This window comes from Litoreibacter arenae DSM 19593, assembly GCF_000442275.2.
Classification (GTDB): Bacteria; Pseudomonadota; Alphaproteobacteria; order Rhodobacterales; family Rhodobacteraceae; genus Litoreibacter; species Litoreibacter arenae.
The window spans coordinates 777,628-789,874 of sequence record NZ_KE557314.1 but is presented as its reverse complement, the minus strand read 5'-3'; the positions used below and the strand labels follow the sequence as shown (position 1 = coordinate 789,874).

Here is a 12,247-nt window from a genome sequence, read left to right as displayed (position 1 = left end):
TGTTATCGACAGTCTGCACACGTGCAGCGGGAACGTGCGCTGCTGGAAAGGACGCGATAGATAGGCTAGAAGTTTGAGGTGTTCCGGATTCGAACTCCAGGCGATCTAATCGCCACAGTTTTGACAGACTAGTTTATCAATATGTAGTAAATCGTCCCGTTGTTGAGTAGATGGCGAAAAAACATGAGGCAAGTCAGATGAAGCGCAAGGTCACGAAGGCGGTATTCCCCGTTGCCGGTTTGGGCACCAGGTTTCTTCCTGCAACCAAGTCCATCCCCAAAGAGATCATGACGCTGGTTGACCGGCCGCTCATTCAATACGCCATCGACGAGGCGCGCGCGGCAGGGATCAAGGAGTTCATCTTTGTAACCTCACGCGGCAAAGGTGCGCTTGAAGACTATTTCGACCACGCGCCAGAGCTTGAGAACGCCTTGCGCAAGAAGGGAAAGAAAGAGCTTCTTTCCACGCTGAAAAACACCAACATGGACAGCGGTGCCATCGCTTACATCCGCCAACACAAGGCGCTGGGGCTGGGCCACGCTGTCTGGTGCGCGCGCCGCTTGATCGGGAACGAGCCGTTTGCCGTTATCCTGCCGGATGACGTCATTGCGGCAGAGAAGCCTTGCCTGCAACAGATGGTCGAAGCCTACCAAGAGACCGGCGGCTGCATGGTTGCCGCGATGGAAGTTCCGCCGGAAAAGGCATCTGCCTACGGTGTGCTGGATATCAAGGAAGACATGGGCTCCATGGTTTCGGTGCAAGGCATGGTCGAGAAACCAAGCCTGGACAGCGCGCCTTCTAACCTCGCGGTTATCGGTCGGTATATTCTGACGCCGAAGGTTCTCAACAACCTGAACCAGATCAAGCAGGGCGCTGGTGGCGAAATCCAGCTGACCGATGCGATCGCGCAGGAAATCGACGCTGGCCGTGACGTGTATGGCTACCGCTTCCGCGGCCAGCGTTTCGATTGCGGCTCTAAAGCTGGGTATTTGCAGGCGACCGTTGCATTCGGTCTGGCCCGCGAAGAACTACGCGACGAGCTTGCAAGCTATCTGGAAGAGATGCACGCTGTCCGGAACGCGGCACAGTAAGCTAGGGACCGTTTTATGGCGCACGTGCTTGTGACTGGCGGGGCGGGCTATATCGGCTCGCACGCCTGCAAGGTCTTGGCCAAGGCCGGCTTCACCCCTGTTACCTTCGACAATCTCTGCACCGGCTGGCAGGACGCCGTAAAATTCGGACCTTTCGAGCAGGGTGACCTGCTGGACCGCCCGCGACTTGACGAGGTGTTCGCCAAGTATCAGCCTGTCGCCGTCGTTCACTTCGCCGCGCTCAGTCAGGTTGGCGAGTCCATGAGCGATCCGGGCCTGTACTGGCGCAACAATGTGGGTGGCTCGCTTAACCTGATCGAAGCGGCGGTCGAAGCAGATTGCCTGAATTTCGTATTCTCGTCGACCTGCGCCACCTACGGCGAGCAGGATGGCGTGACTTTGACAGAAGAAAGCCCTCAACGGCCCATCAACGCCTATGGGGCATCGAAACGCGCGGTCGAGGACATCCTGCAAAACTTCGAGCAGAGCCACGGCCTGCGCCATGTGATCTTTCGCTATTTCAACGTCGCAGGCGCCGACCCTGACGGGGAGGTGGGGGAATTCCACCAGCCAGAGACGCACCTGATCCCGCTCATGCTGGATGCGATTGACGGCAAGCGGGATGCATTGACGGTGTTCGGCACGGATTACGACACGCCGGATGGAACCTGCATTCGCGACTACGTGCATGTGATGGATCTGGTTTCGGCGCATGTGAAAGGTGTTCAATGGCTGCTGGACGGTCATGAGCCCCGCGTCTTCAACCTTGGAACAGGCAGCGGCTTTTCGGTGCGCGAAGTCATAGACCACAGTCGCGCCGTGACCAACAAAGAGGTGCCGATCACCGAAGGCCCGCGCCGCGCTGGCGATTGCACCAAGCTGGTGTCAGGAAGTGACCGCGCAATGTCGGAGCTGGGCTGGGAGCCTAACCGGTCAACACTGGAGGCGATGATTACCGATGCATGGCGTTGGCACCAGTCGGGACATTACGAGCGCTGAAGCGGCACTACCCAAGCAAGATCTGTTGAGGTCTGTTTGGTGGGCCTACCGGATGAGGTGGAAGAGGCGACGGCTGCTTTGGCGCGCGTATCGAAGCCGACATCAGCTTAACCGCATTACCGACAACACAGGATCTATTTCTCCGGATGATGTCCTGCTGCTCTGCGTGATGCGGAATGAAAGTGTGAGACTGCCGCATTTTCTTGGTCATTATCGCAGGCTCGGCGTAGCGCATTTCGTCTTCGTAGATAATGGCAGTAGCGATGGAAGTGCTGACCTCGTGTCGGCGCAGCCGGATTGCTCGCTGTGGAGTACCAATGCAAGTTACAAGGAGTCCCGCTTCGGCATTGACTGGATTAACCATCTGCTCGCGCGCTTTGGCGTCGGGCATTGGTGTCTGACGGTTGATGTTGACGAAATTTTTACCTACGCGCGAAGTGATAGCGTCGATCTAAATCGATTGACCAAATGGCTTGAAAAATCGAAATACCGGATGTTTGGTGCGCTGATGCTGGATCTGTACCCGGACTCTGCCGTTGGGGATGTGCCCTATCAGGTAGGAGCAGACCCGCTCGACGCTCTCAGATGGTTCGACGCAGGGCCTTACCGTGCCCGACGTCAGGAATTGATGCGCAATCTTTGGGTGCAGGGCGGTGCCCGGGAGCGTGTCTTCTTCAAAAAGACCCCACGCCTATCGCCGACTCTCAATAAAATTCCGCTGGTAAAATGGCAGCGCAGTTTTGCGTATGTGAACTCTACCCATTCCATGCTGCCGCGCGACTTGAACGCGGCCTATATCGACATGGAAGGTCGGCTAATGCCCTCCGGGGTCTTGCTGCACACCAAGTTCTTGAACACGGTCGTTACCAAATCTGCTGAAGAGAAGCACCGCAAAGAGCACTTTTCAAACAGTGCTGACTTCGACCAATACTATGATGCGCTGACAGAAAACCCGGTGTTGTGGCACCCGGAGTCCGTAGAATACGAGGGGCCCAAGCAGCTGGAAGACCTCGGCCTCATTTTGGCTGGAGATTGGTAGCCACAGGATTGTAACAAATTCCTTGAATAGTCGCTTTTAGAGACAATACTCCATATTTAGGGCACATTGGCTCATCATAGAGGTTACAACCAATGCTGGCATAAATGCCCGTTACCTCGACCAAAAGCTAAGCAACGAGTGGTGAAATTGAGGGTGTTTGAGAAACACAGTTTACGCCGGGAGCGTTTGCGCTACCGACTCCGTGCGCTTCGCAAGCGACGGGAACTGAAACCCGTTGCCTCACGCATGGACCAGATCACCTCGGGTGATGTCTTGCTGTTTTGCACTCTGAGAAACGAAAGGGCGCGTCTTCCATATTTCATCAAATACTATCGTGAAATGGGGATCAGTCACTTCTTCTTTGTCGATAACGGTTCGGACGACGGGACTTCGGAATACCTGCAAGCTCAGGCCGACGTATCAGTATTCTATACAGAGCACAGTTATAAGCGGTCGCGGTATGGGGTTGATTGGCTGCAATGGTTGCAGCGCCGGTTTGGGCATGGGCATTGGTGCCTGACCGTCGATGCTGACGAGTTTCTGGTTTACCCATATTGCGATACCCGGTCGATCAAGGCGTTAACGGATTGGCTGGATGCGTCATCTGTTCGGTCCTTTGGCAGCATTATGTTGGACATGTATCCGAAAGGCCCGATCAGCAGCGCCGTCTATTGCGAGGGCGAAGATCCTTTGAAAATTGCGGGCTGGTTCGACAGTGGCAATTACATGATCGAGCGCAACAACTACTACTGGAATCTTTGGATACAAGGCGGCCCACGTGCCCGGCACTTCTTTGCCGAAGACCCCAAAAGGGCTCCGGCACTAAATAAAATCCCGCTGGTGAAATGGGATCGACGTTATGCCTATGTCAGTTCGACCCATATGCTGCTGCCGCGTGGTTTGAACTTGGTGTACGATCAGCTGGGCGGGGAAAAGACCTCGGGTTGCCTTTTGCACGCCAAATTTCTATCGACGATTGAGCAAAAGTCCTCTGAAGAGTTGAAGCGTAACGAGCACTTTGCCAACAGCCACGAATACAAGGCTTATCACAGCGGTCTCTCCGAGGATCCTGACCTTTGGTGCAAGTGGTCGGAGAAATACATCAACTGGCGGCAACTCGAGATTCTGGGCCTGATGTCCAAAGGGAACTGGGCATGAGTGTCGGGTTTGTCATGCTGGTCCATGAAGCGCTGGACCGCGCCGCCCAAGTGGCACGGCATTGGGCCGAGCACGGAAAGCCTGTGGTGATCCATGTCGACAAGCGTGTCGACGGGCCGACCTTCGAGTATTTCAAAGGAAAGTTAAACGATCTGGGCAATGTCAGGTTCTCCGAGCGCCATGCTTGTGAGTGGGGTAACTGGTCAATTGTCGCCGCCACGCAGTCCGCTTGCGAGCTCATGCTCGACAGCTTCCCGGAGGTGGGTCATGTTTACCTTGCCAGCGGCTCCTGCATGCCATTGCGTCCGATTCAGGAGCTGCAAACCTATCTCGATAAACGCCCCCGGACCGACTTCATCGAATCCGTGACCACTGACGAGGTGGACTGGACTGTCGGCGGGCTGGATCAGGAACGCTTCACCCTGCGCTTTCCGTTCTCGTGGAAAAAGCAGCGTCGCTTGTTCGACCGTTATGTCGATCTCCAAAGGCGGCTAAAACTGACACGGCGGATTCCCGACGGATTGACACCGCATCTGGGCTCGCAGTGGTGGTGCCTGACGCGGCGAACGCTGTCGGCCATCCTGCAAGACCCGCGCCGCGAGGAGTTTGACCGATACTTCAAGCGCGTATGGATCCCCGACGAGAGCTATTTTCAGACCCTATCACGGCTGTATTCGACCAAAATCGAAAGCCGGTCCCTGACGTTGTCGAAGTTCGACTTTCAGGGCAAACCGCATGTCTTCTATGACGACCACCTACAGTTGCTCCGGCGATCAGATTGCTTTGTAGCCCGAAAAATCTGGCCCAAGGCAGAACGTCTCTACCGTGACTTCTTAGCGCCGGAAGCGCGCGCTTTGACCATGGCCGAGCCCAATCCATTGAAGATTGACCGCCTGTTCGGTCGCGCAACGGAGCGGCGTACACGCGGTCGCGCGGGTCTCTATATGCAGGGCAGGTTTCCGAATGAAGGTTGGGAAAATGGCAAGACCAGTGGCCGCTATTCGGTCTTCGAGGGCTTTACCGATCTATTCGCGGACTTCGAGGCCTGGATCGCGCGTCGCACCGGTAACCGTGTCCATGGCAATCTGTTCGCCAAGGATAGGGTCTATTTCGCGGGTGGAGACTCGGTTTATAACGGCGCTATCTCTGACAGCGCAGTCCTGCGGGACTACAATCCCGGCGCTTTCTTGACTAACTTGATATGGAACACGCGTGGCGAACATCAGTGTTTTCAGTTTGGCCCTGCCGACGACCAGAAAATCACAGAGTTCATGGCGACTGACCGGAACGCGCATATTTCGGTGATTTCCGGCGCATGGGCAATTCCGCTGTTCCATTCCAACCAGAACTTCGCAGACCTGCGTAAAGTGGCCGCACAGCTTCAGCGCATAGAGGCTGCGCATTTGGATCTGCTTCGCATGGGCAAGACCAAGGCGCGGGTGCGGATATGGAGCTTGGCGGAGTTTATTGAGAACCCGATGGAAAACCTGCAAACCATTCTTGATGAGATCGGCGGTATCGGGCAGCGTCGGTTGACAGAGGTGCCGATGATGGCCGACCTCAGCGGGTTCGGGCAGTTTTTGCAGAACCTGAAGAACCAAGGCATGAGCCCGCATTTGATGGGTGATTTCCCGGTGATCGAAGACACGTCCGAGAAACCCAAGGGCAGCCGCCCACGTCTGGTGAAATAGACCATGAACAGCCGCTTCGAGTATTTTGTCGTCTTTGCGGAAATGCGCACCGGGTCCAATTTTCTTGAGGCCAGCCTGAACGAATTTGCCGACATTCACTGCTATGGCGAGGCCTACAATCCCCACTTCGTCGGACATCACAACAAGGACGCGCTTTTTGGCGTCGATCTGGCGCAGCGCGAATTATCCCCCCTGTCGTTGATTGAGCGTATGAAAGAGAACACCGACGGCTTGCCGGGCTTTCGCTTCTTTAACGATCATGATCCACGCGTGATGGCGCATGTGCTCGAAGACCCTAAATGCGCAAAAATCATCCTGACACGTAACCCGTTGGACAGCTACGTCTCGCTAAAAATCGCCGCCCAGACGGGACAGTGGAAGCTGTCGGACATGAAGCAGCGACGCTCTGCCACGATCAGCTTTGACCGCGAGGAGTTCTTGGCCCATCTGGCGGCAAAACAGGCTTTCCAGCTGGAACTCCTAAAAGGCATGCAGATCTCTGGCCAAACTGGTTTCTACGTTGCCTATGAAGATATCGGTGATGTCGACGTGCTCAACGGCATGGCGCGGTTTATCGGGTCGGCCGAACAGATCAACGCCACGCCGAACTCTGTCAAAAAGCAAAACCCCAGCGAGTTGGAAGACAAGGTCACGAATTACGACCAGATGGTCAAAGACCTTGCCAGCATTGATCATTTCGCTCTGTCGAACACGCCAAACTTCGAGCCTCGCCGTGGCCCGGGTGTGCCGGGCTTTTATCTGGCCGCACACGCGCCGCTTCTGTTTATTCCCGTTGCTGCTGCCCCGAAGGTGTCGGTGCTGGAATGGCTCGCCTCGCTGGATCAAGTGGGGGTCGCAGACCTGTCGACCAACCTCTCGCAAAAGTCCCTGCGTCAATGGAAACGTGGCAATCCGGGGCATCGCAGCTTTACAGTGATCCGCCACCCGCTGGATCGTGCGCATCGGGTTTTCTGCGAATACATCGTTCCCAAACGCGACGACAACTTCGCCGATCCCCGCAAAGTGATGCGCAACAAATACGGTGTCGCGGTGCCAAACCAAGGCGATCTGGCTGACTACACCAAAATTGAACACCGTGCGGCCTTTGCCAATTTCCTGAAATTCGTGAAAGGCAACTTGGCCGGGCAGACCAGCATCAGGATTGACGCCGTCTGGGCCACGCAGTCAGCCCTCCTGCAAGGCGCAGCGGCGGTCGTTTTGCCGGATACGATCCTGCGCGAAGATGAGATATCGGGGGGGCTGGAAACGCTTGCGTCGTCGTTGGGGTTACAGGCCGGGGAGGTTGAGCTCGAGCCAGAAACCGGGCCATTTAGCCTTGCCGAGATCTACGACGATGAACTGGAAAAGCTGGCAATGGCCGCTTACCGCAAGGATTACATCAACTTCGGATTTGGGCGCTGGGGTGAGAGTTAGGCCGCCTTCGACTCTTCGGCCTCGGTCAATATAGCGTGCAAGGACGCTGGTTTGGTATTGGCGCGGAGCTTGGTGCAAACGTCATCATTGCGCATCGTTCTTGATGCCAAGGCAAGGGCCTTCAGGTGATTGACGCCTGCGGACTCCGGCGCGAATAGCGCGAAGAACAGATCAACAGGCTGACGGTCGGCGGAATCGAAGTCCAGCGGCTTTTCCACCCGCAGGAAGACGGCGACCACGCGATCAAGGTCTTTGACCCGTGCATGAGGCAGAGCAACCCCATGGCCCACACCAGTTGGGCCAAGGGATTCGCGTTCAAGCAGCGCTTCCAGCGCCAAATCGACGGGGATGCCGTGAGCGGTATGCGCTATCTCGGCAATCTCGTGAAAGAGCCGTTTCTTGCTGCTTACAGACGAAACTGTTTTCACAGCGGACTGTGTCAGGATTTCCGAGATATGCATGGCCTGCTCTCTGAACGTGGCCTGTTACGGCCCATTTAGCTGCTTGCGGGGTCAATCCAGCCTATATTGCCATCCTCGCGCTGATACACGACGTTGACGTTCTTATTACCTTCGTTGCGGAAGACCAGCACAGGCGCTCCGGCAATTTCCATTTGCATCACGGCTTCCCCGACCGATAGCGCAGGAATGTTTGTCTCCATCTCCGCAACGATGATGGGTTGCAGATTATCGGGCTCCAACTCTTCCGAGTCCCCGCTTGCGGCAAGGATATAAGAGGATGCACCCGAGAGTTCAACTGGTTGTGAACGCTCCTTGTGGTGGTCCTTCAAACGGCGCTTGTAGCGGCGCAACTGTTTGTCCATCTTCTCGCCGCATTGATCGAAGGCCGCGTAGATTTCCGTCGCATGCCCGCGTGCCTGCGTCGTCAGGCCGGTGCTAAGGTGAACGATCGCTTCACATACAAACTCGTGGGCGTTTTTCGAGAAGACTACCGTGGCGTTGGTCGGCCGACCTGCATACTTTGCAAGGATCTCGCCAAGCTCCGTTCTGACGTGAGTCTGAAGCGCTTCACCAATGTCAATTTGCTTGCCCGTAATCTGGTACCGCATGGCGTCTCCTTAAGTATTGAGGTGGGAACTACCGGCCCGGTAACTTATTGTTAAGGCCGGATTTTGATTGAGTGCTTTGTAGCGCCCGAGGGTGCGGGACGTGCCGATCTGGAGGTCTGTTCGTGGCAAGACCAACGCCTGGGGCTGCCGAATACTCATCACCCCTATTTGGCGACGAGCAGGGGGTCGCTGTCAACTAGAGAGATTGAGAACCCAGCGTTTTCATGCCGGATACAGTCAGTTGATGCGGAAATTCTGGCCCAGATAAACGCGGCGCACGTTTTCGTCCTTGACCACTTCGTCGGTGGTGCCGCTCATCAGGACATGGCCGTCATGAAGGATGTAGGCGCGGTCCACAATTTCAAGCGTTTCACGCACGTTATGGTCGGTGATCAGAACGCCGATTCCGCGCTTTTTCAAATCGGCAACCAAACCGCGAATCTCTCCGACAGCGATGGGGTCGACGCCTGCAAAAGGCTCATCCAGTAGCAGGTATTTCGGGTCGGCGGCCAGACAGCGAGCGATTTCCGCCCGTCTGCGCTCCCCGCCCGACAGCGACAGGGCAGGCGCGCGGCGCAGGTGGCCGATGGAGAATTCGTTAAGCAACTCTTCCAGCCGCTCGCGGCGCTTGGTGCGATCCCGCTCGGCGATCTCCAGAATCGCCAGAATGTTGTCCTCGACGCTCAGACCGCGGAAGATCGACATCTCCTGTGGCAAATATCCGATGCCCAACTTGGCGCGTCTATACATCGGCAACAGCGTCACGTCGCGCCCGTCTATGGTGACGGTCCCGGCCTCCGGCGTCACCAGTCCGGCGATGGAGTAGAAGCACGTGGTCTTGCCGGACCCGTTCGGGCCAAGCAGTGCCACGACCTCGCCACGGGCCAGATCCAGTGAAACGTCGCGGATCACGGGGCGGCGCTTGTAGTTCTTGCGCAGCCCGATGACCTTGAGCCCGGACGAGCCGTCTTGCACACTAAGATCGGGCGAAGCGGCCATTCAGTTGCCGCCAGTCTGGAAAATCGTCCGCACGCGCCCTTCCATGCGGCCACTGCCGGATGTCAGATCGACGGTCAGTTTTTCGCCGGAAAGCGCATTTGCGCCCTGCGTCAGGATTACATCGCCGGTCATGACGATATCTGCCCCGCTGACGGAGTATACGGCCTTCTGGGCCTCCGCAGCTTCGCCGCCATTCACGAGGGTCACTCCGCCGGTTGCGATCAGTTTATCAATCCGGCCCGTGACCTGTCCGTTTTCCGTTGCATACTGGACTTGAACGCGGCCTGCGCTCAGGCGCATTTCGCCCTGGCCCGCGACGACATTGCCGGTGAACACCGCGCTCCCTGTCGCTTGATCCACGTTCAGCTCGTCCGCCGTGATCTCAACCGGAAGCGAGGCATCGTGTTTCAGCCCGCCAAATGCGACCGACGCACCTTGCGCAAAAGCCGTTCCGGATATCATGAGCAGGGCAAAAGCTGCTGCGGCAGCAATTCGTGAAATGACCGTCATGATTACCCTCTACTCTTTCGGATCGTATACCAGCTTAACGCCGTTCTTGAAAACAAGAACCTGTGTATCGCCGTCACTCGTCAGCACCATCGAGCCTGCCTCCAGCCTGCCCGCCGGTGCACGCCCGGAAACCGCGCCGGGTGCGGAAAGCCCCGTCGCCGCTAGGTCGGTCACCAACTCTTCCGTCTCGATCCGGTAACCGGTCGACGTGGACAGACGCACGCCGCCTTTCATTTCCAACTTGTTGGCAACACCGTCATAAAATGCGGTGTCGGCCACTACCCCGTAGGATGGCCCGTCAAGGGAGTGGATTCGAGCCACCACCGTGTTGATTGTCAGGCGGCGCAGGTCGGTCAGGTCCGGAACAGCGCTCTTGGCCTCCACGGTGATGGCAGAGCCATCGTCGGTCGTGCCTGAAAAGCGGGGGGCCGTCAGCTGCTGCTCACGCGCGATTTTCTCTACGTCTATCTCGGCAAACGGGATCGCTTCCGAGGGGTCAAGGTTTCGCGAAAACAGGAACATGGTCGACAACAGCCCAAGCGCGACCAAGGGAAAGATGATCTTCGCCCATTGGACGAAGCGCGAATATCTGTTGTCCTTGCTTGGCATAGCTCACGCGACGCCGGCGCGAAGGCAGTCATGGATATGCAAGATGCCAAGCGGGGTGCCGCCGTTGCCCGCCTCGGTCACGAACAGACAGGTGATCTTGCGGTCATTCATGATCGCCACCGCCTGCTCGGCAAGTGCGTCCGGTGCAATCGTCTTCGGGTTTGCCGTCATCACTTCGGCAGCACTCATATCGAGCAGCCCGTTCATGTGACGCCGCAAGTCACCATCCGTGATGATGCCCGCAAGATGGCCTTCGTCGTTAGTAACCCCGACCACGCCGAAGCCTTTCTGACTGATCGTGATGAGCCCCTCTGACATCGGCGTGTCCATGGCAATGACGGGAAGCTCCGCGCCGGAATGCATCAGGTCGGACACCTTCGACAGGCGCGCGCCCAGCTTGCCGCCGGGGTGGAATTCGCGGAAGTTTTCCGGCGTGAACTTTCGGTGCTCCATCAGGGCAATGGCCAGTGCGTCGCCCAAGGCCAGCGTCATCGTGGTCGAGGTTGTGGGCACCACGCCGGTGTCACAGGCTTCCTCTGCTTTCGGCAAGAGCAGGGCGACGTCGCTTTGCTTGAGCAAGGTGCTGCCCGCGCGGCCGGCGACGCCGATCATCGGAATGCTGAAACGGCGGGTGTAGGCGATCACGTCCGCAAGTTCCGGTGTCTCGCCGGAGTTGGACAGGATCAGCGCCACATCCCCTTGCGCCATCATGCCAAGATCGCCATGGCTGGCCTCGGCGGGGTGGACGAAATACGCAGGCGTGCCAGTGGATGCCAAGGTCGCTGCGATCTTGCGGGCGACATGGCCGGATTTGCCCATGCCGCAGACGATGACCCGCCCTGTTGCGCCCAGCAAAACGTTGACCGCCTGAGCGAAATTTTCGTTCAGGCTGTCGGCCAGCAGCTCAAGCGCCGCGGCTTCGCGGGTGATGACGCGGCGGCCGATTTTCAGAAACGTGTCGGATGAGGTTTGGTTGTCCATCTGCTCTATCTAGTGCGCGAAGATGTCGATTTCAGGCCACCCGGCCAAATCCAGCCGCGCACGGGTCGGCAGGAAGTCGAAACAGCTTTGCGCCAACTCCATCCGGCCTTCGCGTTCCAGCATCCGGTTCAGCTCCGATCTTAGCTCGTGCAGGTGCAAAACATCGGAGGCGGCGTAGTCGTGCTGCGCCTTTGTCAACTCCGGCGCGCCCCAGTCGCTGGATTGCTGCTGCTTGGACACGTCAATGTTCAACAATTCCTGCAACAGGTTCTTCAACCCGTGCCGATCCGTATAGGTCCGCACCAGCTTGGAGGCGATCTTGGTGCAATAGACCGGCGCGGTCAGCGCCCCGAACGCGTTATACATCGCGGCGATATCGAAACGTCCGAAGTGGAACAGCTTTAGCACGTTCGGGTCTTCGAGCAGGCGGCAAAGGTTCGGTGCCTCGGTCTGGCCGATCCCGACCTGCACAAGATGCGCGTTGCCGTCCCCGCCGGATAGCTGCACGACGCAAAGCCGGTCGCGATGCGGGTTCAGGCCCATGGTTTCGCAGTCGATGGCAACCACGTCGCCAAGGTCAAGGTCGTCAGGCAAGTCGCCCTGATGCAGAAAATTCGCCACGCGAGAGGCTCCTTTCAGGTTTCCTTTGCGCAATAGGCGCTTTGTG

Annotated in this window: 13 protein-coding genes; 6 read left to right on the top strand and 7 right to left on the bottom strand. The window is 57.4% G+C overall.

The window, feature by feature from the left end:
* The first annotated feature begins 197 nt into the window (after positions 1-197).
* The 6 genes from galU to THALAR_RS16160 all read left to right on the top strand — a co-directional run bounded on the left by galU (position 198) and on the right by THALAR_RS16160 (position 7,412).
* The gene (gene galU / locus THALAR_RS16185; RefSeq protein ID WP_021102674.1) at positions 198-1,091 is read left to right on the top strand and encodes a UTP--glucose-1-phosphate uridylyltransferase GalU; all 894 of its coding nucleotides are present in this window, start codon (positions 198-200) and stop codon (positions 1,089-1,091) included.
* 15 nt (positions 1,092-1,106) lie between these two features.
* Positions 1,107-2,090 (top strand): UDP-glucose 4-epimerase GalE, encoded by a 984-nt coding sequence (gene galE, locus THALAR_RS16180; RefSeq protein WP_021102673.1) that lies wholly within the window; start codon positions 1,107-1,109, stop codon positions 2,088-2,090.
* Positions 2,091-2,274: 184 nt separating this feature from the next.
* Entirely contained in the window at positions 2,275-3,129 is an 855-nt protein-coding gene (locus THALAR_RS16175) for a glycosyltransferase family 2 protein (RefSeq protein ID WP_245622466.1), read from the top strand.
* Positions 3,130-3,276: 147 nt separating this feature from the next.
* Complete coding sequence (locus THALAR_RS16170; RefSeq protein WP_040819438.1) at positions 3,277-4,287, top strand: glycosyltransferase family 2 protein; 1,011 nt, start codon at positions 3,277-3,279, stop codon at positions 4,285-4,287.
* On the top strand, positions 4,284-5,978 hold the full coding sequence (locus THALAR_RS16165) for a DUF5927 domain-containing protein (protein ID WP_021102670.1): 1,695 nt from the start codon (positions 4,284-4,286) through the stop codon (positions 5,976-5,978). The genes THALAR_RS16170 and THALAR_RS16165 overlap by 4 nt, the downstream gene beginning before the upstream one ends.
* Before the next feature lie 3 nt (positions 5,979-5,981).
* Positions 5,982-7,412 carry a hypothetical protein gene (locus tag THALAR_RS16160; protein WP_021102669.1) on the top strand — a complete coding sequence of 477 codons (1,431 nt, stop codon included), beginning with the start codon at positions 5,982-5,984 and terminating at the stop codon, positions 7,410-7,412.
* Here the strand turns inward: THALAR_RS16160 and THALAR_RS16155 are convergent.
* The 7 genes from THALAR_RS16155 to THALAR_RS16125 form a co-directional block, all read right to left on the bottom strand.
* Positions 7,409-7,873 carry a PTS sugar transporter subunit IIA gene (locus THALAR_RS16155; RefSeq protein WP_021102668.1) on the bottom strand — a complete coding sequence of 155 codons (465 nt, stop codon included), beginning with the start codon at positions 7,871-7,873 and terminating at the stop codon, positions 7,409-7,411. The two genes, THALAR_RS16160 and THALAR_RS16155, sit on opposite strands and share 4 nt — an antisense overlap.
* A 35-nt stretch (positions 7,874-7,908) precedes the next feature.
* Positions 7,909-8,481, bottom strand: a complete 573-nt coding sequence (gene hpf, locus THALAR_RS16150; protein ID WP_021102667.1) for a ribosome hibernation-promoting factor, HPF/YfiA family — start codon at positions 8,479-8,481, stop codon at positions 7,909-7,911.
* 237 nt (positions 8,482-8,718) lie between these two features.
* Entirely contained in the window at positions 8,719-9,480 is a 762-nt protein-coding gene (gene lptB, locus THALAR_RS16145; protein WP_021102666.1) for an LPS export ABC transporter ATP-binding protein, read from the bottom strand.
* Positions 9,481-9,942, bottom strand: a complete 462-nt coding sequence (gene lptA / locus THALAR_RS16140) for a lipopolysaccharide transport periplasmic protein LptA (protein ID WP_245622465.1) — start codon at positions 9,940-9,942, stop codon at positions 9,481-9,483.
* A 57-nt stretch (positions 9,943-9,999) separates the two neighbouring features.
* On the bottom strand, positions 10,000-10,599 hold the full coding sequence (lptC, locus tag THALAR_RS16135) for an LPS export ABC transporter periplasmic protein LptC (protein ID WP_021102664.1): 600 nt from the start codon (positions 10,597-10,599) through the stop codon (positions 10,000-10,002).
* Between the two features lie 3 nt (positions 10,600-10,602).
* Complete coding sequence (locus THALAR_RS16130) at positions 10,603-11,580, bottom strand: KpsF/GutQ family sugar-phosphate isomerase (protein ID WP_021102663.1); 978 nt, start codon at positions 11,578-11,580, stop codon at positions 10,603-10,605.
* Positions 11,581-11,589: 9 nt separating this feature from the next.
* The gene (locus THALAR_RS16125) at positions 11,590-12,201 is read right to left on the bottom strand and encodes a ribonuclease D (RefSeq protein WP_021102662.1); all 612 of its coding nucleotides are present in this window, start codon (positions 12,199-12,201) and stop codon (positions 11,590-11,592) included.
* Between the last annotated feature and the right edge of the window lie 46 nt (positions 12,202-12,247).